Source organism: Microbacterium sp. A8/3-1 (assembly GCF_040267695.1).
Lineage (GTDB): Bacteria > Actinomycetota > Actinomycetes > Actinomycetales > Microbacteriaceae > Microbacterium > Microbacterium luteolum.
The window spans coordinates 1,958,241-1,983,698 of sequence record NZ_CP158357.1; the positions used below are offsets into that span (position 1 = coordinate 1,958,241).

27 protein-coding genes and 1 tRNA gene are annotated in these 25,458 nt (G+C 69.4%); 14 read left to right on the forward strand and 14 right to left on the reverse strand.

The window, feature by feature from the left end; translation table 11 throughout:
- Position 1 precedes the first annotated feature (1 nt).
- Positions 2-412 (forward strand): NAD(+)--rifampin ADP-ribosyltransferase, encoded by a 411-nt coding sequence (gene arr, locus ABS642_RS09695; RefSeq protein WP_350353157.1) that lies wholly within the window; start codon positions 2-4, stop codon positions 410-412.
- 138 nt (positions 413-550) lie between these two features.
- A complete protein-coding gene (locus ABS642_RS09700) occupies positions 551-1,663 on the forward strand; it encodes a GNAT family N-acetyltransferase (RefSeq protein WP_350353158.1) in 1,113 nt (370 codons plus the stop codon).
- Positions 1,664-1,675: 12 nt separating this feature from the next.
- Here the strand turns inward: ABS642_RS09700 and ABS642_RS09705 are convergent, their stop codons facing one another.
- Together ABS642_RS09705 and ABS642_RS09710 are read right to left on the reverse strand one after the other, a co-directional pair.
- Entirely contained in the window at positions 1,676-2,224 is a 549-nt protein-coding gene (locus ABS642_RS09705; RefSeq protein ID WP_282214457.1) for a DUF6611 family protein, read from the reverse strand.
- Between the two features lie 107 nt (positions 2,225-2,331).
- Positions 2,332-3,354, reverse strand: a complete 1,023-nt coding sequence (locus ABS642_RS09710; protein WP_350353159.1) for a DUF389 domain-containing protein — start codon at positions 3,352-3,354, stop codon at positions 2,332-2,334.
- A gap of 39 nt (positions 3,355-3,393) precedes the next feature.
- On the opposite strand from ABS642_RS09710, the gene ABS642_RS09715 reads away from it, so the two are divergent.
- Positions 3,394-3,618, forward strand: coding sequence for a hypothetical protein (locus ABS642_RS09715; protein ID WP_350353160.1), 225 nt, complete (start codon positions 3,394-3,396; stop codon positions 3,616-3,618).
- An 84-nt stretch (positions 3,619-3,702) separates the two neighbouring features.
- On the opposite strand, the gene ABS642_RS09720 is transcribed toward ABS642_RS09715, so the two are convergent.
- Positions 3,703-3,969, reverse strand: coding sequence for a hypothetical protein (locus tag ABS642_RS09720; RefSeq protein ID WP_350353161.1), 267 nt, complete (start codon positions 3,967-3,969; stop codon positions 3,703-3,705).
- 124 nt (positions 3,970-4,093) lie between these two features.
- Between ABS642_RS09720 and ABS642_RS09725 the strand changes: the two genes are divergently transcribed.
- On the forward strand, positions 4,094-4,687 hold the full coding sequence (locus ABS642_RS09725) for an XRE family transcriptional regulator (RefSeq protein WP_350353162.1): 594 nt from the start codon (positions 4,094-4,096) through the stop codon (positions 4,685-4,687).
- Between the two features lie 12 nt (positions 4,688-4,699).
- Here ABS642_RS09725 and ABS642_RS09730 read toward each other — a convergent pair whose 3' ends face one another.
- From ABS642_RS09730 to ABS642_RS09740, 3 genes are read right to left on the reverse strand one after another with little or no spacing between them, the layout of a single operon-like run.
- Entirely contained in the window at positions 4,700-5,380 is a 681-nt protein-coding gene (locus tag ABS642_RS09730; protein ID WP_350353163.1) for a response regulator transcription factor, read from the reverse strand.
- The gene (locus tag ABS642_RS09735) at positions 5,377-6,492 is read right to left on the reverse strand and encodes a histidine kinase (protein WP_350353164.1); all 1,116 of its coding nucleotides are present in this window, start codon (positions 6,490-6,492) and stop codon (positions 5,377-5,379) included. Before ABS642_RS09735 ends, ABS642_RS09730 begins: the two co-directional genes overlap by 4 nt.
- Before the next feature lie 4 nt (positions 6,493-6,496).
- A complete protein-coding gene (locus ABS642_RS09740; RefSeq protein ID WP_350353165.1) occupies positions 6,497-7,189 on the reverse strand; it encodes a DUF2306 domain-containing protein in 693 nt (230 codons plus the stop codon).
- Between the two features lie 131 nt (positions 7,190-7,320).
- Here ABS642_RS09740 and ABS642_RS09745 point away from each other — a divergent pair, with 131 nt between their 5' ends.
- The 3 genes from ABS642_RS09745 (at position 7,321) to ABS642_RS09755 (ending at position 9,109) form a co-directional block, all read left to right on the forward strand.
- Positions 7,321-8,328: an NAD(P)-dependent alcohol dehydrogenase gene (locus ABS642_RS09745; protein ID WP_350353166.1), complete on the forward strand. Its 1,008-nt coding sequence runs from the start codon at positions 7,321-7,323 to the stop codon at positions 8,326-8,328.
- Between the two features lie 25 nt (positions 8,329-8,353).
- Entirely contained in the window at positions 8,354-8,845 is a 492-nt protein-coding gene (locus ABS642_RS09750) for a DUF6326 family protein (RefSeq protein WP_350353167.1), read from the forward strand.
- Positions 8,846-8,908: 63 nt separating this feature from the next.
- On the forward strand, positions 8,909-9,109 hold the full coding sequence (locus ABS642_RS09755) for a hypothetical protein (RefSeq protein ID WP_350353168.1): 201 nt from the start codon (positions 8,909-8,911) through the stop codon (positions 9,107-9,109).
- 21 nt (positions 9,110-9,130) lie between these two features.
- Here ABS642_RS09755 and ABS642_RS09760 read toward each other — a convergent pair whose 3' ends face one another.
- Positions 9,131-9,979, reverse strand: coding sequence for an aminoglycoside phosphotransferase family protein (locus ABS642_RS09760; protein ID WP_350353419.1), 849 nt, complete (start codon positions 9,977-9,979; stop codon positions 9,131-9,133).
- Between the two features lie 126 nt (positions 9,980-10,105).
- On the opposite strand from ABS642_RS09760, the gene ABS642_RS09765 reads away from it, so the two are divergent.
- The 4 genes from ABS642_RS09765 to hrpB all read left to right on the forward strand — a co-directional run bounded on the left by ABS642_RS09765 (position 10,106) and on the right by hrpB (position 15,701).
- Positions 10,106-10,612 (forward strand): hypothetical protein, encoded by a 507-nt coding sequence (locus ABS642_RS09765; RefSeq protein ID WP_350353169.1) that lies wholly within the window; start codon positions 10,106-10,108, stop codon positions 10,610-10,612.
- Positions 10,613-10,815: 203 nt separating this feature from the next.
- Complete coding sequence (locus ABS642_RS09770; RefSeq protein ID WP_116634326.1) at positions 10,816-11,244, forward strand: MarR family transcriptional regulator; 429 nt, start codon at positions 10,816-10,818, stop codon at positions 11,242-11,244.
- A 93-nt stretch (positions 11,245-11,337) separates the two neighbouring features.
- Positions 11,338-12,933: an SPFH domain-containing protein gene (locus ABS642_RS09775; RefSeq protein ID WP_282214502.1), complete on the forward strand. Its 1,596-nt coding sequence runs from the start codon at positions 11,338-11,340 to the stop codon at positions 12,931-12,933.
- Between the two features lie 215 nt (positions 12,934-13,148).
- Positions 13,149-15,701 carry an ATP-dependent helicase HrpB gene (hrpB, locus tag ABS642_RS09780; RefSeq protein WP_350353170.1) on the forward strand — a complete coding sequence of 851 codons (2,553 nt, stop codon included), beginning with the start codon at positions 13,149-13,151 and terminating at the stop codon, positions 15,699-15,701.
- A 112-nt stretch (positions 15,702-15,813) separates the two neighbouring features.
- On the opposite strand, the gene ABS642_RS09785 is transcribed toward hrpB, so the two are convergent.
- From ABS642_RS09785 to ABS642_RS09805, 5 genes are all read right to left on the reverse strand, one after another.
- A complete protein-coding gene (locus ABS642_RS09785) occupies positions 15,814-16,548 on the reverse strand; it encodes an ABC transporter permease (RefSeq protein ID WP_282214504.1) in 735 nt (244 codons plus the stop codon).
- Positions 16,545-17,327 carry an ABC transporter ATP-binding protein gene (locus ABS642_RS09790; RefSeq protein ID WP_350353171.1) on the reverse strand — a complete coding sequence of 261 codons (783 nt, stop codon included), beginning with the start codon at positions 17,325-17,327 and terminating at the stop codon, positions 16,545-16,547. Before ABS642_RS09790 ends, ABS642_RS09785 begins: the two co-directional genes overlap by 4 nt.
- A 218-nt stretch (positions 17,328-17,545) precedes the next feature.
- On the reverse strand, positions 17,546-18,142 hold the full coding sequence (locus ABS642_RS09795) for a TetR family transcriptional regulator (RefSeq protein ID WP_282214506.1): 597 nt from the start codon (positions 18,140-18,142) through the stop codon (positions 17,546-17,548).
- 24 nt (positions 18,143-18,166) lie between these two features.
- A complete protein-coding gene (locus tag ABS642_RS09800) occupies positions 18,167-18,928 on the reverse strand; it encodes an AAA family ATPase (RefSeq protein ID WP_350353172.1) in 762 nt (253 codons plus the stop codon).
- Between the two features lie 74 nt (positions 18,929-19,002).
- Complete coding sequence (locus ABS642_RS09805; protein ID WP_350353173.1) at positions 19,003-20,499, reverse strand: L-serine ammonia-lyase, iron-sulfur-dependent, subunit alpha; 1,497 nt, start codon at positions 20,497-20,499, stop codon at positions 19,003-19,005.
- Positions 20,500-20,645: 146 nt separating this feature from the next.
- On the opposite strand from ABS642_RS09805, the gene ABS642_RS09810 reads away from it, so the two are divergent.
- A complete protein-coding gene (locus ABS642_RS09810; protein ID WP_350353174.1) occupies positions 20,646-20,972 on the forward strand; it encodes a hypothetical protein in 327 nt (108 codons plus the stop codon).
- Positions 20,973-21,076: 104 nt separating this feature from the next.
- On the opposite strand, the gene ABS642_RS09815 is transcribed toward ABS642_RS09810, so the two are convergent.
- Positions 21,077-22,807 (reverse strand): FAD-dependent oxidoreductase, encoded by a 1,731-nt coding sequence (locus tag ABS642_RS09815; protein WP_350353175.1) that lies wholly within the window; start codon positions 22,805-22,807, stop codon positions 21,077-21,079.
- Between the two features lie 77 nt (positions 22,808-22,884).
- Here ABS642_RS09815 and ABS642_RS09820 point away from each other — a divergent pair, with 77 nt between their 5' ends.
- On the forward strand, positions 22,885-23,814 hold the full coding sequence (locus tag ABS642_RS09820; protein WP_282214511.1) for a LysR family transcriptional regulator: 930 nt from the start codon (positions 22,885-22,887) through the stop codon (positions 23,812-23,814).
- 87 nt (positions 23,815-23,901) lie between these two features.
- Positions 23,902-25,242: a hypothetical protein gene (locus ABS642_RS09825; protein WP_350353176.1), complete on the forward strand. Its 1,341-nt coding sequence runs from the start codon at positions 23,902-23,904 to the stop codon at positions 25,240-25,242.
- A 101-nt stretch (positions 25,243-25,343) separates the two neighbouring features.
- Here the strand turns inward: ABS642_RS09825 and ABS642_RS09830 are convergent.
- A tRNA-Arg gene (locus tag ABS642_RS09830) sits at positions 25,344-25,416 on the reverse strand.
- Between the last annotated feature and the right edge of the window lie 42 nt (positions 25,417-25,458).

Below are 25,458 nucleotides of genomic sequence, written 5' to 3' on the forward strand. Positions count from 1 at the left end.
GATGAGTGACGCGCTGGACGAGGGACCGTTCTATCACGGCACGAAGGCCGATCTGCAGGAGGGCGATCTCCTGACGGCGGGCTTCCGATCGAACTACCGCCCGGAGATCGTGATGAACCACATCTACTTCACCGCGCTGCGGGACGGGGCCGGGCTGGCCGCCGAGCTCGCGGCGGGTGACGGCGAACCACGCGTCTACCTCGTCGAACCCACCGGGCCGTTCGAGAACGACCCGAACGTGACCGACAAGAAGTTCCCCGGCAACCCCACCCGCTCGTACCGCAGCGCCGAGCCGATCCGGGTCGTGTCCGAGGTGCTCGACTGGACCCGCCTGACGTCCGAAGCACTCGCGACCTGGCGGGAGACGCTCGCGGCGATCCGCGCCGACGAGCGCGGCGAGATCATCAACTGAGTGCGGCGACGACCGGTGCCGAATCATTGCCGCCGCGGTGGCGGCATGAGAGGCTTTCCGTCGTGACCATCTGACAGCGATCCCCCTCCTCCCCACGCCGTGGGTGAGTCGAACGATCCTGCGAACAGAAGGTTCACCATGTCATCCCCTGATCACACCGGCGTCGAGCCGGCCTTCACGATCTCCGCGCTCATCGTGCCGGAGACCATCGATTCCCCTGATGCCGCGGACTTCCTCGGCATGGCCGAGGTGAGAAGCACCGTCGAGGCCGAGCAGCGCGGAGCCCCGGGCGAGCTCTTCACGGCAGAGGAGATGCTGCCGAACTGGAAGGACGAGAGCACCGAGATGCTCGGGTTCGTCGCCAAGGTCGAGGGCAGGGTCGTCGCGCGCGGCAGCCTGGCGCTCCCGGCCGATGCGAGCGAATGCTGGGCCTCCGTCGCGGTGCTTGCTGCCCACAGGAACCGGGGCATCGGCTCAGCGCTGTACGAGCGCCTCGAGCAGACGGCCAGGGCCCGAGGTCGAACCACGATCCAGAATCAGACGAGCTTCCTTGCGATCGCGACGGCGACGGACACGGGCGACAGCATCTCTGCCCCGACCGGCTTCGGATCCGTGCCGGCAGAGCTCCCCTCGACGCGCTTCCTGCGGAACCGCGGCTTCTCTCTCGAACAGGTCGGTCGGTTGAGCGGCCTCGCACTGCCCGTCGATGAGGAGGCCTTCGCGGCCCTGCTCGCCGAGACGACCGCGGCAGCCGTCGGCTACCGCACGGTGACGTGGCAGGGCCGGACGCCGCACGAATGGATGGAGAGCATCGCCCTTCTGCGCACCAGGATGAGCACGGATGCTCCGAACGCCGGAATCGAGCAGAGCGAAGACCTCTGGACGACCGAGCGTGTGCGCGCGTTCGACGACCTGTGGGAGACGAGCCCTCGCATGCTGCTCACGACCATCGTGGTCGACGACGCCACGGGAACGGCGGCGGGTTACACCGAGCTCGATGTGCCGCCGGAGCCCGATCGATCCGTGGAACAGCGCGACACGCTGGTGCTGCGAGATCATCGCGGTCGCCGCCTCGGGATGCTGTTGAAACTCGCCAGCATCCGCAGGCTCCGCGACGGGTTCCCCGATCACGGCCTCATCGAGACGATGAATGCCGAGGAGAATCGCCACATGCTCGACGTCAACGAAGCAGTCGGATTCGTGCCGCTGTCGTACGCCGCCCGGTGGAAGAAGGTCCTCGGGCGAAGGTGACGGATGTCGTCGTCACCGGCCCGATGTCAGTCGTCCGCCGGCGTGCGCGTACGCCGCTCGCCACGCTCGGTCGAACTCCCGTCGACTGATCACGCCGTGTCTGCAGGCGAAGGCGGCATCCTGCAGAGCTTCCGCGATCGTGTCGAGCCGGCGCTGATGTGAACGCTCTTCGGCGGTCTCCTCATGCAGGCCGGACCGGCTCGCTGCCAGCGTCACGGTGCGCTGACGGATGCCGCGCGCACGGCGAGAGAGCGAGATGCCGACGGGGAGGAGTGCCGCCGTGAGCACCAGCGCGGCGAGCAGCGGTGGCACTCCGACGGCGCAGAGGCCCACCCAGACGACGACGCCACCGCCGAGCGCGAGCGGCGTGAAAAAGCGGTTGGCCTCGGCGAGGTGCCGCTCCGCATCGGTGGAGTCCGGCGGATAGATGGCGAGCACGGACGCGACCGTGCCGTAGTGGCTCACCGTGCGTGAGACATGGCCCCAACGCGGCACCGACGGGCTCGCGGCGGGGACGGCAGGGGTGGAGGCTGTGAATCGAGGACGATGGACGAGGGACATGTCCCCCACATTCCTCCGCGCGGACCTCGGATGCGCGGATGCAGACGGAACCCATACGGCCCCGCCCCGTTTCCATGCGAGAAGGCGACGCCGTTGCGGAGAGCGTACTAATCCCGGCGGGGTGGGGACGGATGCCCGTCGTCTTCGATGCTGAGCATCCGCAGACGAGTGGTGCTTCTCCGCTGACGCGTCCTGCGGAGGCGGGCAGCTCGTCGACCCTGCCGACGGCCGGCGACGAGCTGCACGTACAGCGTCGCGATACCGGCGATCAGGAGACCGGCGAGATTGACGAGCAGCTGGATCGCGGAGCCGCGCGCCTCGTCCCAGGCACCGACGGCGAGCGTGAGCCCGATGGTTCCAACCGCCGGCACCGTCGTGATCGAGATGAACACCCCGACGAGGGCCGATGACTTCGCCGTGGTGAGCGAGAGCACGCCGGCGATGCCCGCGAGGATCGCGATGACGAACGACCAGGCGTCCGGAGCGACGATGAACTCCGTCGCGGGGCCGGTGGTCGCCTGCTCGTACGTGATCACGCCCGTCGAGTAGAGAATCGCCCAGATCGCCCAGGCGATGGCGGCGCACGCGGCAAAGCCCCCGAGGAGCGTTCCGAGGGCGGGAGCGACGATCCCGCGGCGTCGGCGGACGATCGCGTAGGAGATGGCGGCCAGCGGAGCGAACTCCGGACCGACGACCATCGCACCGATGATCAGGATCGGCTGGTCGAGCAGACGACCCACCCCCGCGATGAGCGTCGCGAGCAGCAGGAAGACGAAGAACGAGACGGACGGATGCGCATCTTCCTCCGCCTTGCCGGCGAGCTGAGCCCAGAGCACGCCGTCTGCGGGGTGCCCGGGCGCGAGAGTCTCAGCCCGGTCGGCGGCATCGGAGACCACGACCAGAGGTTCCGAGACGACGATGGCGCCCTCGGCGGGGATGCCGAGGTGCCGCAGCGAGCGCATGATGTTGTTCGCGTTCTCCCTGGTCATCTCGAACAGGATCACGTCACCGCGTCCGTCCATCGCGGCCGCGGGGAGGACGGCCAGCCCACAGACCGTGGGGTCTCCTGAAAGAGTCTCCTGCGCCTGATCAGAGAGAGCCTGGGTGACGCTGACGCGGACGGAGAGCATGCAGCTATTCTGCTCGGTGTCAGCCGATATCGTGGAAGGATGAGCCGCCCGGAACCCCGTCCCCTCCTCGGACTCGTCGGCGCCCTGCTGTTCTGGGGCGGCCTCTGCTTCAGCATCCTCTTCGGTGCGGTGGGCGTCTGGCTGCTCGCGACCGGATCTCAGCCGTCATGGATCCTGCTGGCCGTCACCGCGGGAGTGTGTCTCGTGGGTCTCGGGATCGTGAAGTGGAGCGGCGTGCCCCTGAGCGAGGCGATGCTGCTCTGACGGGATCTCCGCCGGGCGCAGTCCACTAGCGGCGCCGAACGCGCCTGCTCCGCGCATCCCCGTGCGCGAGACGCCGCACGAACGTCAGCGTCGGATGCCGGCCTGCAGTGATGCGTACAGGCGCATCAGCTGCGGGACCACGAGGTAGACCGCGACGGGAACGACCACGATCGTGAGGACGAACGCGCGGAGCACGGGGTTCCATCCCTCGGAGAACGGCGCGATCGCGAGGAAGCCGAGCGTCACGAGCGGGAAGATCGCGAGCCAGGTGATCACGGCGCGGACATGCACGGACGGAGGCTTCGTGATGGCACGGTCGGCGGGGCGTGTGGCGGGCTGAGGGTTCGACATGGTCTGTCCTTCGATCGGGTGACTGCGCGCGGCTTCAGTGGCGCATGGCACCACCGTGGCAGTCGGCGGCACGGTAGTGGGAATTCCGTTGCCGAAACCGGGAACGAGGTGCTTGAGTGATCGGATGAGCACCACGCAGCGGATCGAGACGGAACTGAACCAGATCGGGCCGCGGCTTCGACGAGTCCGTCTGGCCAAGGACACCACTCTCGTCGACCTGGCGAGCATGACGGGGATATCGAAGAGCACGCTGTCCAGGCTGGAATCCGGCCAACGTAAGCCCAGCCTCGAGCTGCTGCTGCCGATCGTCGCGGCCCTCGCCGTGCCTCTCGAGCAGATCGTCAGCCCTCCCCGCATCGGCGACCCCCGCGTGGCTCCGAAGACCTCTCGCGCCGACGGACGCATCCTCACGAGACTCTCGGCCAGAGGAGGTGAGCCGCAGGCCTTCAAGATCACGATCCCTGCGACCGAGCGGGAGCCGACCCTGCGCGCCCACGACGGGTACGAGTGGATCTACGTGCTGGACGGTCGCATGAGGCTCGTGCTCGGCGAGCACGACATCGTCATGCGGCCGGGCGAGGTCGCGGAGTTCGACACGAAGAACCCGCACTGGTTCGGGTCAGCCGGCGCGGGACCCGTGGAGATTCTCAGCCTGTTCGGCGCGCATGGACAGCGGATGCATCTCCGCGCGCGCACCGCTCCCGCGAAAGCAGGCTGACGCTCGCATCCCTCACCGCGCGTCTCCATCGCCGGCTCGTCGGCGCATCCGCCCCGTCTGATGCGCCCAGATGGCGATCTCGACGCGGTTGCGGGCACCGAGCTTGGTCATGAGGCTCGCGACGTGCGTCTTCACCGTGCTGATGGTGATGTACAGCTCGCTCGCGATCTCCCCGTTGCTCAGGCCTCCCGCGACGTTCGCGAGCACCTGCTCCTCGCGCTCGGTGAGCGGCTCGACCGGCTGCGGCGGCGGTGCGGTGGGCCGTGCTCCGGCGAACGCCTCGAGCAGCCGCACCGTGACGTTGGGGGCGATCAGAGCATCCCCACCGGCAGCGGCGCGGATCGCCTGGGCGAGCAGCTCCGGTCCGGCATCCTTGAGCAGAAAGCCCTTCGCGCCCGCTCGCAGCGCCGCGAAGACGTACTCGTCGAGGTCGAAGGTCGTGATGACGACGACGGCCATCGGATCGTCCACACCCGGACCAGCGAGCAGGCGCGTCGCCTCGATGCCGTCGAGGTCGGGCATGCGGATGTCGAACAGGCAGACGTCGGGTCGCAGGCTGCGGGCGAGAGCGACGGCTTCGTTGCCGTCGACGGCCTGACCCACGACCTCGATGTCGGGCTGCGCGCCGAGGATCATGCTCAACCCCGTGCGCACGAGCTCCTGGTCGTCGGCGACGAGCACGCGGATGGTCATGCTGCCCATCCAACACGAGGGAGCACCGCGGTGACGACCCATCCGCCACCCGGCGCGGGTCCGGCCTGGCAGCTACCGCCGAGAAGGGCAGCACGCTCCGTCATGCCGATGATCCCGAACCCGGGCGTGGGCGACGTGGCGACCTCTCCGTCGTTCGTCACGCTCAACCGCAGCCCGCCCTCATCCGCCTCCACCAGCACGTCAACGCGAGTGATCTGCCGGGCATGACGGAGGGCGTTGGTCACGGATTCCTGCGCGAGACGGAAGACCGCGGCAGCCACAGGCGGCGGGATGCTGCCGTCGTCGCCCGCGACCTTCACGACGACTGCCACACCGCCCGGCCTCGTTCCGGCGAGCTGCTCGATGTCGCCCAGACTCGGACTGGGCGCGAGCTCCGCCGTGTCGCCCTGTCGCAGCACCCGCACCATGGAGCGCAGTTCGCTCAGGGTCTTGGCCGCCTCCGCCTCGATCACGCCGAGTGCGTCCTCCGCCGCTCGGGGGTCTCGCGCGGCCACAGCCAGGCCCGCCTGGGCCCGGATCGCGATGGCCGAGACGTGGTGGGCGACCGTGTCATGCAGATCACGGGCGAGGTGCTCGCGCTCCCGCAATCGGATGCGGTCGAGGCCGCGCTGCCGGGATCCGGCGCGATAGCGGAAGGCGACGCCGAGCAGCACCACCGCCAGCAGCAGCGCGAATCCGCCGATGAGATCATCGAGGCCTTCCCCGCGGACGAACGTGAGGCCGAGGCTCGCCAGGAGGACGGCCGACCCGATCACGAGGTCGCGACCCGACCCCCAGCGATAGAGGGCGTAGACGTTCACCATGACGAAGAGACTCGTGTAGAGGGTCGAGTCGGGCAGCAGCAGCCCGAGCGGCACCATCACGATGACGAGCATCACCAGCGGCCGCGTGCGGCGCCACAGCACCGTCGGGAGTACGGCGAGCAGCACGATGACCGAGAGCAACGGCTGCTGCAGGTCGGTCCGGAAGATCCCCTCGACCACCGCCAGCACGGCGACGACGGCCAGGAGAACCCCATCCCGCCAGACCCGGCGCGGCGGAGGAGGCACGGCGCTCGGCGCCCTCCACGCGGAACGCCAGAGCCCGGTCACCCCGTCAGGATACAAGCGCACCTCGATCCGACACGCGGCTCATCCGCCGGCCGGTCCGTCGCCGGATGAGCAGCTCCGCGACGACGCTGTTGATCACGAACGCCGTCGCGACCAGCCAGGCTTCACCGAACGCGTCGACGTCGCCGAGGGGGATCGTCCACAGCGCGAAGACCAGCGCCTGGGTTCCGCCGGAGACGGCGATCGCGTAAGCGCGCGTCATCCATGCACCGTGCGCAGCGAAGTCGCGGCGCGTGATCGCGATCACCGCCCGCACCAGGAACACGGTCATCGCTGCTGCGAAGTCGAGGCGAACCATCGCGAGCGGGAGCTCCTCCGGGGGTCCGCCGAAGAAGACCGCGAGCCAGACGGCGGACGCCGCCGCAATGAAGGCGGCGGGGATCAGGACGCGGCCGGCGGCGCGGTGCCAGCGATGCCGGGCTCGCAGTGCCGGAGAGAACTGGAACGCGCCGAGAACGCAGAACACGGTCATCGCCACGATGTGCGCGATCAGCGCCGCTGTCGAGACGAGGGGAAGTGAGCCGCCGGGGGCGGCGCTCACTTCCCCGAGGCGGAGCACGCCGCCGAGCACCGGGAGTGCACTGAGCAGCAGGAGGCCGGTGATCGCCGGCCATCCGCTCTTCGGACGCCGCCGCTGTTGCACGGCCGGCGGGCGGTTGACCTTCATCTGTTGCGACATGTCTCGATGCTCGTCGCCTCACGAGGCCCGGGCATCGGCCCTCGGCACGGAAACGATGCCGTACTTTCGGCCGATCGGATCCGGACCTCCTGGCCGATGACGCGCAAACTCGAGACGGCGAGCATCGAGTCATGACAACCGAAACGACCATGACCGCGGCCGTCTACCGCCGATTCGGCGGCCCCGAGGAGGTGCACCTCGAGCAGCGCCCGATCCCTTCGCCGAAGCCGGGAGAGGTGCTCATCCGGGTGCACGCGAGCACGGTGAGCATCGCCGACCATCGGTCCCGCGCTCGCGACGTCCCGTCCGGCCTCGGTCTGCTTGTAGCCGCCGGGCTCGGGGTGTTCCGGCCGAAGCATCCGATTCTGGGCATGGATGCCGCGGGCGTCGTCGAGGCCGTCGGCTCGGACGTCACAGCTTTCACCGCCGGCGATCGCATCATCGCGGCGACGGGCGGAGCTTTCGGCGGTCACGCCGAGTACGTGTGCCTGCCCGCCGACGGAGCGATCACCCGCGCTCCCGCGAGCCTGACGCTCGAGGAGGCGGTGACCCTCGTGTTCGGCGGGATCACCGTGCAGGGCTTCTTCGCCCGGGTCTCGATCGGGCCGGGCACCTCGGTGCTGGTGAACGGCGCATCCGGCGCGGTCGGCACTGCGGCGATCCAGCTGGCGAAGCAGCTCGGCTCCGACGTCACCGCCGTGACGAGCGGGGGCAACGCGGCGCTCGTCACCTCACTCGGCGCCGACCGCGTCATCGACTACACCCGACAGGACTTCACCGCGGGCGACGAGACCTACGACGTGATCGTCGACGGCGTCGGCAATGCCGGATTCGGCCGCGTCGAGGGATCGATCGCTCCCGGCGGGGCGCTGCTGCTCATCGTCGGCGACCTGTGGTCGATGCTGCGCAGCCGCTGGCAGACCCGCCGATCGGGAAAGCTCGTCACCTGGAACGTCGGCAAGCCCGGCGCCGACGAGCTCGCCTACCTCGTCGCCCTGGCCGACTCCGGTCGCTACCGGCCCGTCATCGACCGCACCTTCGAGCTGGCCGACATCGTCGAGGCGCACCGCTACGTCGACACCGGGCGCAAGCGCGGCAACGTCGTGCTGCGCATCGCCCACGCCGACCCGCTTTCCTGATCCACACCCGACAAAGGAGCACCAGATGAGAACACGTCGCCCCACCACCACGGCACTCGAAGAGCAGCGGATGCCGGTGCGAGTCAAACTCGCCGCTGCATGGGCGAGCTTCATGTTCCTGTACATCTACGTGGACATTCTTGCCTTCTACAAACCCGGCGTCGTCGACGACATCCTCGTCGGCGTCGTCTGGCAGTTCGACATCACCCAGACCTGGGCGATCACCGCGCTGAGCCTCCTGGCGATCCCGATCCTCATGGTCGTGCTGTCGGTCGCACTGCCCGCCCGGGCCGCCCGCATCGCCACCCTCATCGTGGCCGCGATACAGGTCCCGTTCGCGGCCTTCAACGCGGTCGGCGAGGTGGGCGGGTCGTGGTTGGCCTTCTACATCCTCGGCGTCGCGCTGGAGCTGATCGTTCTCGTCTTCATCATCAAGTGGGCCTGGGCGTGGCCGCGCACGGCAGCGATCACGGTGCCGACGACCGGTGCGGACCGTGAGGTGCGACACGTTCGGTAGAGGGCTCGATCGCCCGAGCCGGGTCGATACCGTGGAGGAAACGACCGGAGCGAGGACGCATTCATGACCGAACCGATTCAGCCCAGGGCCAGAACCAAGACGGACACGCTGTGGCGCGTCATCATCATCGCGATCTTCGTGATCGGACTGCTGGTGGCAACCGCGCTTCCGATGATCAGCGGCAACTGGCGCTCGGTATTCGGCGCTGTCCCCGTCTTCGCATTCGGGATACTCATCGCTGCGATCCGCTCGCTTCGTCACTGACCTGCCGCTCGGCGGGAAGCATCATGCGTCCCGTGCCATCAGCATCCGATCGATGACGCGGCGGGAAGATTCTCGTAACTCGTCCAGGCGGTCCGGACGCTGTTCGAGTGCCCATCTGACGACGTCCAGCGCCCCGAGTACCGCGAGTTCCCGGAGCACGGGTCTCGCGGTCTCAGGATCGATTCCGGCACCGCGGAGCACCTCGGCCCACGCGGCTGCAGACACGGGGGATTCCCTGGACTGCATCACGTGCCACCGGTGCAGGACATCGAGGTCTCCCCAGGGAACCGGTCCTGCATGCGCGGCGCCCCAATCGATGACCGCATATCGGGCGCCCGCTATGACGTTGCGTGTCGACAAGTCGCCATGGATGAGTCCCTGGGGAAGCGCGCGATCCAGCTGCGAGGAGAGCATCGCACGGATGGTTTCCTGGTCGCTTCGCCGGTACACCCCGAGCTGGATCAGCGGGTCTTCGTCGGTGAGCATGGCGAGGTTGTAGGAGACATGCGCGCGCCACGCGGCATCGAGGTCCCGCCCGAACCGCGAGAACAGCGTGCTGGGGGCGGTCGCCGTATCGACCGTGGAGAGCGCCCGCAACGAGGTACCGATCGCGTGCCAGGCTTCCAGGTCATCCGGGGAGGCGGTCGTACCGGCGATGTACTCCACCACGAGATACGACGTGTCGGCGGCTCGCCCTCGGGCTACGACCGCAGAGGTGTGGATCCCGACCTCCGCTGCGGCCTCCAACGCCCAGAGCTCGATGTCGAAGGGATCTACCATCTGCGAAGGATCCCGCGCGAAACGAACGACAACGTCGTGGGTCTCGCCCTGAACCCGAGCCACGAAGTTCTCGTTCCCACCGGGAAGCATCGTCACGGTGCGAACGGAGATGCCTGACGAAGCGGCGATGAGCTTCACGCGATCTGCTTCGTTCACCCGTCCAATCTAGGACCGGCTGTGCGGTCGGCTGGATGCACCGCGCCATATCATGACCGTGTGATCCCGCGCCCACTTCGACCAGACCTCGAGACCGCCGAAGCTCGGTACGACGCTGTGCTGCACGAGTTGCACGCGTACGCGCGATTCGTTGATGAGCACGGCGACGAGAACGGATCCGCGTACGAGTCGATGTCGGCTCGGATCCGACAGCGGACAGGAACAGACACCAGCTCGTTCAACCTCGCGGAATGGTGGGAAGGCGAAGGCGCCGAGGTGCTGGCCTTCCGACTGTCGCTTCCGGCTCCCCCGACCGTCTCACTCGGAAGCGACGATATCCGCGCCATCGTGCACTGGCTGAAGACGCCCCGGCTGCCGCGCTCAGGTTCCTTCGCCGAAGAGTTCGAGCTCTATCTCGATGACTACTACTACGAGCTTCTCCGCAAGAACTGCAGCCGCTACGACCATCGCGTGCTGTTCGGCTCCCGGCTGAGCCCCGACGGCACGAGAACCGAGATGACGGTGGAGGAAGCGGTCGAATGGTTGCTGGCATCCCGGAAGCCGTAGACGACAAGGACCGTACGAACCTCGTCGAAGTTTCCGTGACCAAACCGTTGCATTCGTTACCTCGCCGTTATACAGTGATCACACGGTGAATGTTTGCTGTGGCACTCACCGCATGTGATTGCAGGACACTCTTGGTGCAAGGGACAAGGGCCGGTCGGGAGCCTCTCCGACCGGCCCTTTACTGTTGCCAGTATTCTGTGACCATGACCGATCGCAAGCTCGCCCTGGAGGCCTGGGAGAGCCTGTTCCGCGCGCAGCACGAACTGTTCGACGAGATGGTCACCGACTTCGAGCACGGCGATCTCGCACAGGCCGAGTACGACGTGCTGCTGACAGTGACCCGCTCCCCCGGCATGACCGCTCGTCTTCGCGACGTCACGAACAACATGCTGATCAGTCAGCCCAGCGTCTCGCGACTCGTCGACCGCATGGTCACGCGCGGCCTCGTGGCGAAATGCCCCGACCCCGACGACGGGCGCGGCGCACTGATCCGGGCGACGGATGCCGGAGCCCGCACGTTCCGCGCCCTCGCCACGATCCACGGCCGCTCGATCGCCGAGCGCATGTCGCGCCTCGACGACGACGAGCTCCGCACCCTCCGCGACCTGGCCGAGAAGCTCCGCCGCGGTTGACCCTTCTCACTCCGCTCCGCCCGATCTGGCAGGGTGGAGCGTAAGGCGCGCAGCATCGCGCGCCACCCCTTGGGGGAAGAGGGAGGGTCATTCATGGAGATCGCCGGAATCATCGGCATCCTCGTCATCGTCGGCATCGCCGTCGTCGTCGTCGTCGTTCTGCTGCTCATCCTGCTGCTGTTCGCACGCAGCTGGATCAAGGTCGCCCGAGCCGACGAGGCACTCGTCATCTCGGGACGCAAGCAGAAAGTGCAACTGGCTGTGCTCGGGGCCGACGGCACGAGTCGAGACGAGATGTCGGAATCGCCCGTCACGGTCATCGTGAACGGCAAGTCCCTCGTCAACCCGATCACGCAGCGCCACGAGATCATCTCGCTGCGTTCGCGGCAGGTCTCCCTCAACGCCGAAGCCCAGTCGCTCGACAGCGTCACGCTGAACGTCGACGGTGTCGCGATCGTCAAGATCGGCTCCGATCCCCTGCTGGTGCGCCGCGCCGCCGAGCGTTTCGCCTCGCAGGATGCCGCGATCGAGCAGTTCACCACGGAGCAGCTCGAAGGTGCACTCCGTGGCATCGTCGCCACCCTGTCAGTCGTCGAGCTGATGCGCGAGCGGAAGAAGTTCTCCGACCAGATCGCGGCCGACGTCTCGCAGGAGCTCGCCGAGCAGGGTCTGATCCTCGACTCGTTCCAGATCAAGGGCATCACCGACGCGGTCGGCTACATCCAGTCGCTCGGTGCTCCCGAGATCCAGGCGAAGCGTCAGTCCGCCGAGATCTCGCAGACCAACGCCGACCGCGCGATCAACCAGAAGAACATCTCGAACCAGGAAGCCAACCTGATCGAGCAGACCGCGCTCGACACGAACACGGCCAACTCGAACGCCGGCATCGGCCGTGCGCGTGCCGAGGCGGAGCAGGCCGAGAACCTCGCCCGCGAGCAGGCGCAGCAGGCCGTTCTGCAGCAGCAGGCCGAGAACCGCCAGGCCCAGCTCGACGCCGACGTCAAGCGCGTTGCCGACGCGCAGCGGTACGAGGCCGAGACCCGCGCGCAGGCCGAGCTGTACACGCGCGAGCGGGCGGCCGAGGCCGCCGCGATCGAGCAGGTCAAGCAGGCCGAAGCCCGCACCCGCATCGCCGAGCAGCAGGCGGAGGCCGACAAGGCCCGCGCCGCCGGTGAGGCCGCGGCCGCCGTCGCGAGCGCCACCGGTGAGGCCGACGCGCTGCGATCCAAGGCCGAGGCCGAGGCTCACGCCCGCCGCCTGCAGGCCGCCGCCGAGGCCGAGGCGATCCGCGCCACCGGTGACGCCCGAGCCGCCGCGCTCGAAGCAGAGGCCAAGGCCATCGCCTCCAACCAGGACGCCTTCCTCTCGCAGCGCGTGCTCGAGGTGCTGCCGTCGATCATGTCCGAGTTCGCCAAGGGCTACGCGGCGATCGGCAACGTGTCGATCATCGGCAGCTCCGGCGAGGACGGCGCCTCGAGCGTCGTCGGCGCCGACAGCGCGAAGGCTCTGCGGTCGGTGTTCGACAGCGTGCACTCGGCCACCGGTCTCGACCTCGCCGGCATCATCCAGGGCCAGGCCGTCGGCCGCGGCTTCGGCGAGGGTGTGGCCGCAGCCACTCCCCCCGCGCCGCGCACCGCGAAGCCCACCACCCCGCCGCCGCCGGCCCCGCCGGCACCCGCCGCGGAGTAGCGGAAAGTCAGCAGAAGAGCGGATGCCGCGACCGATTCGGTCGCGGCATCCGTCGTGTCCGGTCGGTTCCGCGTGCACAATTCAGGATGAATCTCCGGCAACGGGTCGGATTCGGCCTGCGTCGCCCTGATCGGCTGCGTTCTTCCTGAATTGTGCACGGGCCTCCTGACTGCGGACGCCCGCCGAGCCCCGTCCCGACCGGGCAGACTGGGACGATGACGTCCGCCGCCTTCGACCTCGCCACGATCGGCGCGGGTCTCGCGTTCGCGGATGCGGTCGACGAGCTCTCGGCGACACTCGACGCGAGCACATCCGCGGTGGTGAGCGCCCCTCCCGGCACCGGCAAGACCACGCTCGTGCCGCCGCTGCTCGCCTCGCGCTCCCCGGGGCGCGTGATCGTCACCCAGCCGCGCCGCGTCGCCGCCCGGGCAGCCGCACGTCGCCTGGCGCAGCTCGACGGCTCACCTCTCGGCACCCGCGTCGGGTTCACCGTGCGCGGCGAGCGCGCGGTCGGACGGGACACGCGGGTCGAATTCGTCACGGCTGGCGTGCTGCTGCGTCGCCTGTTGGATGATCCCGGCCTCGCGGGGGTGGATGCCGTCATCATCGACGAGGTGCACGAGCGAGCGCTCGAGACCGACCTGCTGATCGGTCTGCTCTCGGAGGTGCGCGAGCTGCGAGACGACCTCGTGCTCATCGCCATGTCCGCGACCCTCGACGCCGCGCGGATCGCCGCCGTCATCGGCACGGACGACCGGCCCGCTCCGATCGTGAACCACGAGGTCCCTGCCTTCCCGCTCACCGAGCGCTGGGTTCCGAGTCCCGCGCCGCGCCTCGATGAACGCGGAGTCACCTGGGCGTTCCTGGATCACGTCGCCCGGACCACGGCATCCGCCGCCCTGGAGCTGAGCCGCGCCGACCCTGCGGCTGACGCGCTGGTCTTCGCACCGGGCGCGCGCGAGGTCTCCGAGATCGCCCGCCGCATCCGCAGCGCGACCGAGGCGTTCGACGTGCGGGAGCTGCACGGGCAGATGCCGGCCTCAGAGCAGGATGCCGTGATCCGCGGCCGCCGCTCCGGCGAGCAGGCCCGCGTCATCGTCACGACCTCACTCGCGGAGTCCTCGCTCACCGTGCCCGGCGTGCGGCTGGTCGTCGACACCTGCCTGGCGAGAGGCCCGCAGCGCGATGCTGCCCGCGGGATGACCGGGCTCGTGACCACTGCCGCCTCGCGCTCGTCGTGCGTGCAGCGCGCCGGCCGCGCCACCCGTCAGGGCCCGGGCACCGTCGTCCGCTGCGTCGACGAGCGCACCTATGCCACAGCTCCCGCGCGCCCGACTCCGGAGATCGCCTCGAGCGACCTCACGGACGCGGCCCTGCTGCTCGCCTGCTGGGGCGCGCCTGGCGGCGTCGGTCTGCGGCTGATCGATCCGCTGCCCGTCGACAGCCTGGCGGACGCCTTCACGGTGCTGCACGACCTCGGCGCGATCGACGACGAGGGCCGCGCGACCTCGGAGGGACGCGCCCTGGCTCGCATCCCGACCGATCCGCGGCTCGCTCGTGCGCTGCGCGACGGCAGCCCGGTGGTGGGCACGCGGCTCGCCGCCGAGGTCGTCGCGCTGCTCGGCGGCGATGTGCGCACCGCCGACGCCGATGTCGCGCAGACGCTCATCGCGCTCCGCGGAGGCCGGACGCCGGAGGCACGGCGGTGGCGCAGCGACGCGGATCGCCTCGAAAGACTCACGACGTCGGCACCCGGCGTGCGCTCCGACCTCGACGGCACAGGTCTCGTGATCGCGCTGGCGTTCCCCGAGCGGGTCGCTCGCCGGGTGGATCGCACATCGGCCGGGGCGACTTTCCTGCTGGCATCCGGCACTCGCGCGGGGGTGAGCGGTCCGCTCGCGGCGGTCGAGTGGCTGGCCATCGCGGATGTCGCGCGGGCGTCAGGTCGCGCTGCTGCAGGGTCCGGCGCGATCGTCCGGTCCGCGGCGGTACTCACCGAGCAGCAGATGGAACGGGCCGCGAGCCACCTGATCACCGACCGGGTCGAGGCGGAGTTCGTCGGAGGTCGCATCCAAGCGCGTCGCGAGCGGCGGGTGGGCGCGATCCTGCGTTCCTCTGCGCCGGTGCGCGCGTCGGCCGACGAGGGGAGGGATGCCGTGCGCCGAGCACTCCATCGCGAGGGGCTGAACATGTTCGCCTGGTCCGAGACGGCTGTCGCGCTGCGGCGGCGTCTGGCTCTGCTGCATCGCGAGCTGGGATCGCCGTGGCCGGATGTGTCGGATGCCGGACTCCTCGCCGCCCTCGACGCGTGGCTCGCGCCCGAGCTGGATGCCCTGGCCGGCGGCACCCCGGTGGCACGACTGGACCTGACTTCCGCGCTGCGCCGGCTGCTGCCCTGGCCCGAGGCCGGGCGCCTCGACGAGCTCGTGCCCGAGCGGCTCGAGGTGCCCAGCGGCTCCCGCGTCCGCATCGCCTACCCGGAGGCTGACGACCCGGACGCCCGGCCCGTCGTCGCCGTGAAGCTGCAGGAGTGCTTCGGATGGGCGCAGACTCCGCGGCTGGTCGACGGCCGCGTGCCCGTGCTCTTCCATCTACTTTCCCCCGCCGGGCGCCCGCTCGCCGTCACCGATGACCTCACCTCGTTCTGGTCCGGCCCCTATGCCCAGGTGCGCGCCGAGATGCGCGGCCGCTATCCGAAGCATCCGTGGCCGGAGGATCCCTGGGCGACAGCCCCGACCAGGCATACCAAGGGTCGCGCCCCACGCTGAGCCCGGCCGCTGGCGCGCACAACTCAGGCAGTTCTGCACGCGAACCCCCGAATCCGGCCCATCCGGCCGCATTCGGCGACATTCTTCCTGAATTGTGCACGCCCGGCCGGGGTCAGCGCGTGCGCCGCCGCAGCGTCAGCGAGGCGAGGATCAGCGCACCGACCGCGAAGGCGACCACGATGAGCAGCGGACCGAACACATCCCACCCGTCGTCGCCGGCTGCGACGGCATTGATCGTGTCGATCGCATAGCTCAGGGGCAGCCAGTCGGAGATCGCGTGCAGCACATCGGGCATCTGGTCTCGCGGCATGAACAGTCCACCGAGGATGATCTGCGGGAACACCAGCAGCGGCATGAACTGCACGGCCTGGAACTCGGTCTGGGCGAACGCGCTCGCGAGGAGCCCGAGCGCCGTGCCGAGCAGCGCGTCGACGATGGCCACCAGGCCCAGCTGCCAGAGAGGTCCGTCGACATCGAGCCCGCACACTCCCACCGCGAACGAGACCGTGACCACCGCTTGCAGCAGCGCCATCAGCCCGAAGGCGAGCGCATAGCCGAGGATGAACTCGGCCTTGCCGAGCGGAGTGGTCATCAGGCGTTCGAGCGTGCCCGACCGGCGCTCCCTCAACGTCGTGATCGAGGTGACGAGGAACATCACCACGAACGGGAACAGCGCGAGGATCGCACCACCGAACTGGTCGAACACGCCGTCCTGATCGCTGAAGAGCCAGGCGAACAGGCCGACGAGCAGGCTCGGAGCGACGAGCATCAGGGCGATCGATCGGGGGTCGTGCCGCAGCTGTGCGAGCACGCGACCCGCGGTGGCCAGCATCCGCCGGCCGTTCACCGCCCTTCCTCCTCAGGGTGATCGCGGGCATCCCTGCGGGCGCGTCGGGTGTCGCCGTACACTCCTCGGTCGCGTTCGATGAGTGCGAGGAAGGCGGCCTCGGGGCCTGCGGTGCCGGTGTCCTCCAGGAGGGCTGCGGGAGTCGTGTCCGCGATGATCCGCCCCTCGCGCATCAACAGCAGACGGTCGCAGCGGAGCGCCTCATCCATGACGTGACTCGAGACGATCAGGGTCACCCCTCGATCGGCGAGCCCCCGGAAGAGGCCCCACAGCTCGACGCGCAGCACCGGGTCGAGTCCGACCGTCGGCTCGTCGAGCACGACCACCTCCGGCGAGCCGATGAGCGCCATCGCGAGCGACACCCGAGTCGCCTGGCCTCCGCTGAGCGAATCGACCAGCTGACCGCTCTGCGCGCGCAGCCCGACCTCGTCGATGACGCGGTCGACGTCGTGCTTCGGCGCCTTCAGCAGGGCCGCGAAGTACGCGAGGTTCTGCCGCACGCTGAGGTCGCCGTAGATCGCCGCGCCCTGCGTCCCGTACGCGACACGACGGCGCAGCTGCCTCGACCCTCCGGGCTCGCCGAGCACGGTCACCTCACCCGAGGCGATCTTCTGCACGCCCACGATCGAGCGCATGAGCGTGGTCTTGCCGCACCCCGACGGCCCGAGCAGTCCGGTGATCTGCCCGCGCGGGATCGCGAGGTCGATGCCGTCGAACACGTGCGTGCTCCCGCGGCGCACACGCAGCTGCGAGATCTCGACAGCCGAGTTATTCATCATGTGATGAATTATGCGCCTACGACCCGGCGGCGTCAACGGACGGATGCTGTCGCGGACCGCACAGCTTCGGAGAATCGGGGCGACACACGCGCAATCCTCCGGCGACACCGGCGCGTCGGATGCTGTCTCCGAAGTTGTGCGCGGCGGGGCGAGGGCGGGCACGGGCGGGGCGGGGGCGGCGGCGCGGGGCGGGGCGGCGGGCGGATGCCGCCGGCTGCTCAGCCGAAGAGGTACCGCTGCACGGTGGGGCCGATGCGCGCGACGAGCTCATCGACCGAAGCCGCGGCGATGGGCGCGATCTTGAGCACGTAGCGCGTGAGGAGGAGCCCGGCGATCTGCGAGGCGACGAGCGTCGCGCGCAGCTCGGCATCGTCCACTCCCAGCTGCTTCGCGATCCGGCCGATCAGCTCGCGCGACAGGAAGCCGGCGAGCAGCGGCGTCGTGAGGCGGCTGCCGATCGCCGTGCGCATCAGCATCACTCCACGCCGACGGATGTCGGGCTGCTCGAACGCCTCGAGTACGTAGCGGACCAGTCGCTCCCCCACCTCGTCACGGGGTCCGGCGAGGATGCCGGGGACGTCGATGTCCGGACGGAGCGGGATGCCGACGGCCTCCGCGAACAGGTCGGCCTTCGTGCCGAAGTAGTGGTGCACGAGTGCGGAGTCCACGCCCGCACGCGCCGCGATCGAGCGGATGGTTGCGCCGTCGTACCCCTGCTCGCCGAACTCGTCGACCGCCGCCGCGATGATGCGCTCGCGCGAGTCGGAGCCGCCCCGGGGGCGCCCGCGACGCCGCAGCGGCTTCTGCTCGGTCATGCCCGTCAGCCTACGAGGTCGCCGCTAGTCGAGCAGGTGCCGGAGGTAGCGCGTCGGGTGATCCAGGAACGAGCGCCAGTGGTTCACGATCTCGAGGTCATCCCACTCCGCCGGCCGGACACCCCAGTCCCCGACCTCGAGGATGCGGGCGCCGGGAAGCGCGGCGAGCACCGGCGAGTGCGTGGCGCACAGCACCTGCCCTCCCTCGTCGGCGATGCGGCGGAGCACCGCGATCAGGGCGAGCGTCGAGTTGAACGAGAGCGCCGCCTCCGGCTCGTCGAGGCAGTAGAAGCCGGGTTCGTCGAAGCGGCTCTCCAGCAGGGCGAGGAAGGACTCCCCGTGACTCATCTCGTGGAACGGGACATCGGGACCACCACGTGTCGAGGGGTTCTCCTCGAGGTACGTGTAGAACGAGTGCATCGTCTCGGCGCGCAGGAAGAAGCCCCAGCGGCTCGATCCGACGCCGCGTTGCAGGCGCAGCCATTCCGACAGCGGTGATTCCGTGGGGCGCGTGCTGTGCATCGCCTGCCGCGAGCCGCCCTCCGGCGACAGACCGTAGGCGATCGCGATGCCCTCGACGATGGTCGACTTGCCGCTGCCGTTCTCTCCCACGAGGAACGTCACACCCGGGTCGAGTTCGAGCCCCTCGCGCAGCACCTGACCGACCGCGGGGATGTTCGTCGGCCAGTCCGCGCCCGCCGCCGGAGCATCATCCGACGGCTGCACTGAGACGACCGGCTGCTGCTTCCGCCGACGCGAGGTCGGCAGCCAGAAGTCACCCGTCATGCTCACTCCCCCGGCATCCGATCATCAGGGGGAGAATAACCGCGACTCCCGACAAAGGCGGCGATACTGCAGGGTCAGCACTCGATGACGTTGACCGCGAGGCCGCCCTCGCTGGTCTCCTTGTACTTGGTCGACATGTCGGCGCCCGTTTGACGCATCGTCTCGACGACGGCATCCAGCGAGACGTAGTGGCTGCCGTCGCCGCGGAGCGCGAGCCGGGCGGCGGTGACCGCGGTGGACGCCGCGATCGCATTGCGCTCGATGCAGGGGATCTGCACGAGACCGCCGATCGGATCGCAGGTGAGGCCGAGGTGGTGCTCCATCGCGATCTCGGCCGCGTTCTCGATCTGGCGGTTGGTGCCGCCCATCACGGCCGTCAGACCGCCGGCCGCCATCGCGCAGGCGGAGCCGACCTCGGCCTGGCATCCGCCCTCAGCACCCGAGATCGAGGCGTTCGCCTTGAACAGCGACCCGAGAGCCGTCGCCGTCAGCAGGAAACGACGGATGCCGCGGCGGCGGTTCGCCTCCGCGACGGCGTCGGGGTCGTCGATCGCGCCGACCGCGACGAGCGAGGCCTCCGCGCCGAATCCGAGCAGGGCGCTGCCGACCAGTTCTCCGTAGGGGGTGACGGCATTGCCGGCTCCGAGCCCGGAGTCGGCCATGAACCGCCACCAGTACATCCCGACGGCCGGAAGGATGCCCGCGGCGCCGTTGGTCGGAGCGGTGACGACGCGACCGCCGGCCGCGTTCTCCTCGTTGACGGCCAGGGCGAAGGCGCCGAGCCACTCACCCGGGAGCTCACGGTGCCCGTCTGCTTCGGACTCCTCGAGCTGCGCGCGGATCATGCCGGCGCGCCGCTTCACCTTCAGCATCCCCGGCAGGACGCCGTCGGAATGCAGCCCGGCGTCGACGCAGGTGGACATCGCGTTCCAGATCGCATCGAGCCCTGCGGCGACCTCGTCCTCACTCCGCAGGGACGACTCGTTGAGTCGCGCGAGCTCGGCGATCGACAGCCCGTTCTCGTCACAGAGGGCGAGCAGCGACGCGGCATCCGTGTACGCGTAGGGGAAGCTACCGGTTGCGAGCTGCGCCTCCTCACCGTCGCGACGGATGAAGCCCCCGCCGATCGAGTAGTACGTCTCCTCGGCGACGACGACGTCGTCGGCATCCCGGGCGCTGATGGTCATCGCATTGGGGTGACCCGGGAGACGCGTGCGCGGGGCGAAGACGATGTCCTCCTTCGCGAACGGAACCTCGTGCACACCGTTCAGCCGCAGCGGCTCACCAGGCGTGTAGGTGGTCCATGCCGAGCGGACCTGCGCGGGGTCGCACGTCTCCGGCGAGAGCCCGCGAAGCCCGGCGACGACGGCATCCGGCGTCCCGTGTCCGATCCCGGTCGCGCCGAGGGAGCCGTAGAGGGTGCACCCGACCCGGGCGATGCGGTCCAGCGCACCGCTCGCGTCCAGCCGTTGCGCGAAGGCGAGCGCCGCCCGCATCGGTCCGACCGTATGGGAGCTCGAAGGCCCCACTCCGATGGAGAAGAGGTCGAAGGCCGAGACGTACGCAGTCACAGGTCCAGGCTACGCCGCATTCGGGCCGTTCGGTTCACCTTCATTAACCGGGACGGATGACACCGGGCCGCCCGCACGTCAAGCCCCTTCGTCGACGCCGTGAGCAGGGGCATCCTGAGCGTGACGACATCACGGAAGGGGCAATCATGACCGACAGCACGCCAGACCAGGGAGCGGCACCGGCCACCGACGAAGACGCGGTGCACGCGCAGACACCCGAGCAGGTGCACACGACCGACGACGCCGCATCCTCGGGCGACGAATCCTCCGGAGAGGCAACGACCCCCGCTGAGGCGGATTCACCCGAGCAGGCCGACCCGGAGGAGACCCCGAGCACCGAGCAGCTCGAGGAACCGAGCACCGAGAAGGATCCCGGCGAGGAGCCCAAGGCCCCGAAGCGCGAAGAACCCGAACCCGACCATGAGGCGGTCGGGATCGGGGTCATCGACACGGAGGAGCCGCAGGCCGACTGAGCACTGCCCGTCGACAAGCTCAGGGACCCACACGCTGGGTCGCACTGCCCTTCGGCAAGCTCAGGGACCCACGAACCCTGGATCGCTGAGTTTGTCGAAGCGGACTATTCGACGAGCTTGCCCTCGGTGTCGACCTCGCGCATGAGCTCGGCGATCTCCGCCGGGATCTCGGGGATCGACTCGCGGGTCACACCGGTGCGCGGGCTCCAGACGAGGTTCACCTGCAGCGTCGGGTCGCTGTCGGGGAAGTCGCTGCGGTTATGGCATCCGCGGGTCTCCCGGCGCTCCAGCGCCGCCTCGAGCGTGGCACGCGCCGCGAGCGCGGAGGCCTTGAGATCGAAGGCATGCGCAAGGTCCTGGAACCCGGCGATGTCGGGGTGGATGCCGATGTCCTCCATCCGGCCCTCGATCATGTCGAGATCGGCGAGACCCGCGCGCAGGCCCTCCTCCGAGCGGACCACGCCGGCGTACTCGGTCATCAGGTTGCGGATCGCCCGCTGCAGCGCGCGGACGTTCTCACGCCCGTCGGCGGCGAGGAGATCGGCGATCTCGGCCCGCGCCTGAGCGACCGCCTCCGGAGAGCGCCGCTGTGCGTCCAGCCCGGCGGCGTGCGCCATCGCGGCCTGTCCGACGATGCGGCCGTAGACGAGCAGCTCGATGAGCGAGTTGCCGCCGAGGCGGTTCGCGCCGTGCAGCCCGCTCGACGCCTCGCCGATCGCGTAGAGGCCCTCGACATCCGTCTGGTGGTCTTCCGGACGCACCCACACGCCGCCCATCGAGTAGTGCGCGGTGGGCGCGATCTCGATCGGGTCGGTCGTGATGTCGAGCATCTGCAGCTCCATCATGGTCTGGTATACGCGCGGCAGACGGGTCATGATCGTCTCGCGCGGCAGGTGCGAGACGTCGAGCCAGACACCGCCGTTCTCGGTGCCGCGTCCCTCCTGGATCTCGGTGTACGCGGCGAGCGCGACCCGGTCGCGGGTGGACAGCTCCATGCGCTGCGGGTCGTACTTCTCCATGAACCGCTCACCGAGCGCGTTGCGCAGGATGCCGCCTTCACCGCGCGCCGCCTCGGAGATGAGGGTGCCGGCCGCGTTCTCGGGCTCGATGATGCCGGACGGGTGGAACTGCACGAGCTCCGGGTCACGCAGCCGCGCGCCAGCATCGACGGCCAGACGGAAGGAGTCGCCGGTGTTCTCGTCGCGACGCGACGAGGTGCGACGCCAGATGCGGTTGTGTCCGCCGGCGGCGAGGATCACGGCATCCGCGTGGATCAGGTAGCGGGTGCCATCGGCCTGGTCGAAGCCGTAAGCGCCGAACACGACGTTGTCGCGCACGAGCAGGCGGGTGATGTAGACGTGGTCGAGGATGGGGACCTCGAGCTGCTCGGCCTTGCGCACCAGGGTGCGCTGGATCTCGAGGCCGGTGTAGTCTCCGGCGAAGGCCGTGCGACGGAACGTGTGGGCGCCGAAGAACCTCTGCGAGATGCGGCCGTCGTCTTCGCGCGCGAAGTCCATGCCCCAGCGTTCGAGATCGCGGATGCCGCGCTCGGCGCCCTGCGTCACGATCTCGACCGTGTGCGGGTTGGCGAGCAGGTAGCTCTCCTTGATCGTGTCGGCGGCGTGCTGCTGCCAGCTGTCGTCGGCGTCCATGGTGCCGAGGGCGGCGTTGATGCCGCCGGCGGCGAGGGAGGTGTGGGCATCCTGTCGGGGGCGTTTGCCGACGGCGAGGACGTCGATGCCGTGTTCGGCGATCTCGATCGCCGCCCGCAGCCCGGAACCGCCGGTCCCGATGACCAGGACGGTGGTGGAGATCTGACGTTCGCGTGTACTCATGCGATTCACGCTAGTTAGGCGATCCTAATAACTCCAATGCATAGTTCGACTTCGAACCATGCAGGTAGGCTATGGCCATGAACCTGGAGCAACTGCGCGGGTTCGTCGAGGTCGCCCGGCTCGGCCACTTCACCCGCGCCTCCGAGCACCTGCACCTGGCGCAGCCCTCATTGAGCCGGCAGATCTCGACGCTGGAGCGCGAACTGGGCGCCGAGCTGTTCCATCGCGCGCGCGGCCACATCGCCCTCACCGCGGCGGGTGAGACGCTTCTCCCCCGCGCCCAGCGCATGCTCGCCGAGGCCGAGGCCATCCGCGAGGAGATGGACGAGCTGCAGGGCCTGCGACGCGGTCGCGTGCGCCTGGGTGCCCCTCCGACGCTGTGCATCAGTCTCGTGGCCGAGGCGATCAGCGTGTTCCACTCCGCGCACCCCGACGTCGACCTGCACCTCATCGAAAGCGGCTCGCGTCTGCTCGTGGATCAGCTCGCCGTCGGCGCCGTCGACATCGCGCTGATCACCGAATCGGACGGGCCGCCGCCGTCGGGATTCAGCCTCACGCGCACACCGCTGCTCACCGAAGAACTCGTCGTCGTCTCCTCGGCATCCCGGCCACCGGTGGCGGTGACCCCCGCCATCGGACTCGATCATCTCGCCACGCTTCCGCTGATCGCCCTTGACGAGACGTACGAGCTCCGCGCCACGACCGATGCCGCATTCCGCTCCGTGGGGCTCACGCCGACGCATGTGCTCGAGGGCGCCGAGATGGATGCCGTGCTGCGCTTCGTCGAGCGCGGGCTCGGTGTCGCCGTCGTGCCGGCGATGGTGCTGCTCGACCAGCCCGCGCTGCGATCCGTGCGGCTGACGCATCCGATGATGACGCGCATCGTGAGCCTCGCCCACCGCTCGGACGTGACCCCGGCGGTCGCCGTGGCCGCGATGCGGAAGGTCATCCTGTCGACGGCGGCCGAGGTCGCCCGGCGCGATCCGGCGATCACGAGCCTGCTGTAGCGCGCCGACGATTTCATCCTCCCGAGGTAGACGGTTGCACCCCGAGGATGACGACCCGGCCGGGCACCGGCTCATAGCGTGGAGCACATGCCCTGGCTCGATATCGCGGTGGCCGTCGGCCTCATCGCCACCCTCCTCACCGCACTCACGACACGGAAGCGCTCGCTCACCCCGGTCTCGGCGGTGGGCGGGGCGGCTTTCATCCTTCTCGGCGTCGCGTGGTGGGTGGAGGGCGACCGCTGGCAGGTCATCGCACTGACCGTCTGCGGCGCGCTGGTCGCCGGTCTGGCCGTGTGGGCGCGCTCCGGCCGGCTCACGGTGCTCTCGCGCGTGGCATCCGTCGTCGTCGTGGCCGCCCTCGTCGTCGTCGCCGGTGCCGCGTGGGGACTGCCGCCGCTGCAGGTGCCCACGCCATCCGGCCCGCAGGCCGTCGGTGTCGGCTCCACCGTGTGGATCGACGACACCCGCGATGCCCACGGTGGTCACGGCGACGGCAGCGAATCGCGATCGATCCCGGCCACGGTCTGGTATCCGGCCTCCACATCGGGCGAGAACGCCGCCTACCTCCCGGATCGAGGACGCGCGGCCGCGCTCACCGGTGCGCTCTCGGCTCAGTACGGGATGCCGGCGCTGGTGTTCGACAGCGTCGCCCGCGGTCGCGCGCACGCCGCAGAGGACACGCCCCCTGCCGAGGGCCGCTTCCCCGTGATCATCGCGTCTCCGGGATCGGGAAGCACCCGGTGGCTGATGACCTCGTGGGCGGAGGAGCTCGCGAGTCACGGCGTCATCGTCGTGGCTCTGGACCACCCGTACGACTCCGCCTCCGCCGAGCTGGCCGACGGATCGACGGCCGACACCGAGCTCGTCGCGACCGGAGATGACGAACGCGACCAGGCCGCAGCCGACGCCGCGTCGGCGATCCGCGCACAGGACATCAGCGCGGTCATCGACCGGATCGATCGAGGCGACGCCGGGCTCCCGGCGCTCGACCATGCGGATCCGTCACTCATCATCGCGGCGGGGCATTCGCTCGGCGGCGCCGCCGCGATCGAGGCCGCACGGATGGACGATCGGATCCGCGGCGTGGTCGACATCGATGGGATGCCGCGATCTCCCGCCGACACGGATCTCGGCCGTCCCGTGCTGTTCCTCGTCGCGGGAGACAGCGACCCCAACCCGGAGTACGACACCACCGTGGACGGCTTCCTCGCGCGCGGGGATGCGGAGCGCGTGACGCTCGACGGCGTCGCCCATCTCGGATTCGTCGATGCGGGGCTGATCCTCGCCCCGCTGCCGACCATCACCGGGATCCGCGGGCCGGAAGGACCGCGCCTATCTGCGCAGGCGACGCTGGTCCTGGTCGATGCCGTGACCTCCGGCGGACCTGCGGATCTGAAGGCGCTCAGCCGGATCGGCGCCGTGGGCTGACGGGCGTCGCTCGACGGGATGCCGACGGCAGGAAACGCCTCGGACAAAGCAGATCCCCCGCCGCTTTCGCGACGGGGGATCTGTACTGTCTCAACACAGTGTGCGCCCGAAGGGACTCGAACCCCTAACCTTCTGATCCGTAGTCAGATGCTCTATCCATTGAGCTACGGGCGCATGACTCGCGCTGCGGTGAAGCTCAGCGGGCCGACGATAAGC

Bases quoted from the DNA above. Each gene is read 5' to 3' on its own strand.
- ABS642_RS09715 (WP_350353160.1), top strand. From the start codon at position 3,394: ATGAGCCGCCCGGAACCCCGTCCCCTCCTCGGACTCGTCGGCGCCCTG.
- ABS642_RS09820 (WP_282214511.1), top strand. From the start codon at position 22,885: ATGAACCTGGAGCAACTGCGCGGGTTCGTCGAGGTCGCCCGGCTCGGC.
- ABS642_RS09760 (WP_350353419.1), bottom strand. From the start codon at position 9,979: ATGCTTCCCGGTGGGAACGAGAACTTCGTGGCTCGGGTTCAGGGCGAG.
- ABS642_RS09745 (WP_350353166.1), top strand. From the start codon at position 7,321: ATGACAACCGAAACGACCATGACCGCGGCCGTCTACCGCCGATTCGGC.
- ABS642_RS09705 (WP_282214457.1), bottom strand. From the start codon at position 2,224: ATGTCCCTCGTCCATCGTCCTCGATTCACAGCCTCCACCCCTGCCGTC.
- ABS642_RS09795 (WP_282214506.1), bottom strand. From the start codon at position 18,142: ATGACCGAGCAGAAGCCGCTGCGGCGTCGCGGGCGCCCCCGGGGCGGC.
- hrpB (WP_350353170.1), top strand. From the start codon at position 13,149: ATGACGTCCGCCGCCTTCGACCTCGCCACGATCGGCGCGGGTCTCGCG.
- ABS642_RS09725 (WP_350353162.1), top strand. From the start codon at position 4,094: ATGAGCACCACGCAGCGGATCGAGACGGAACTGAACCAGATCGGGCCG.
- ABS642_RS09810 (WP_350353174.1), top strand. From the start codon at position 20,646: ATGACCGACAGCACGCCAGACCAGGGAGCGGCACCGGCCACCGACGAA.
- ABS642_RS09770 (WP_116634326.1), top strand. From the start codon at position 10,816: ATGACCGATCGCAAGCTCGCCCTGGAGGCCTGGGAGAGCCTGTTCCGC.
- ABS642_RS09750 (WP_350353167.1), top strand. From the start codon at position 8,354: ATGAGAACACGTCGCCCCACCACCACGGCACTCGAAGAGCAGCGGATG.
- ABS642_RS09730 (WP_350353163.1), bottom strand. From the start codon at position 5,380: ATGACCATCCGCGTGCTCGTCGCCGACGACCAGGAGCTCGTGCGCACG.
- ABS642_RS09775 (WP_282214502.1), top strand. From the start codon at position 11,338: ATGGAGATCGCCGGAATCATCGGCATCCTCGTCATCGTCGGCATCGCC.
- ABS642_RS09825 (WP_350353176.1), top strand. From the start codon at position 23,902: ATGCCCTGGCTCGATATCGCGGTGGCCGTCGGCCTCATCGCCACCCTC.
- ABS642_RS09800 (WP_350353172.1), bottom strand. From the start codon at position 18,928: ATGACGGGTGACTTCTGGCTGCCGACCTCGCGTCGGCGGAAGCAGCAG.
- arr (WP_350353157.1), top strand. From the start codon at position 2: ATGAGTGACGCGCTGGACGAGGGACCGTTCTATCACGGCACGAAGGCC.
- ABS642_RS09700 (WP_350353158.1), top strand. From the start codon at position 551: ATGTCATCCCCTGATCACACCGGCGTCGAGCCGGCCTTCACGATCTCC.
- ABS642_RS09710 (WP_350353159.1), bottom strand. From the start codon at position 3,354: ATGCTCTCCGTCCGCGTCAGCGTCACCCAGGCTCTCTCTGATCAGGCG.
- ABS642_RS09740 (WP_350353165.1), bottom strand. From the start codon at position 7,189: ATGTCGCAACAGATGAAGGTCAACCGCCCGCCGGCCGTGCAACAGCGG.
- ABS642_RS09790 (WP_350353171.1), bottom strand. From the start codon at position 17,327: ATGATGAATAACTCGGCTGTCGAGATCTCGCAGCTGCGTGTGCGCCGC.
- ABS642_RS09755 (WP_350353168.1), top strand. From the start codon at position 8,909: ATGACCGAACCGATTCAGCCCAGGGCCAGAACCAAGACGGACACGCTG.
- ABS642_RS09815 (WP_350353175.1), bottom strand. From the start codon at position 22,807: ATGAGTACACGCGAACGTCAGATCTCCACCACCGTCCTGGTCATCGGG.
- ABS642_RS09720 (WP_350353161.1), bottom strand. From the start codon at position 3,969: ATGTCGAACCCTCAGCCCGCCACACGCCCCGCCGACCGTGCCATCACG.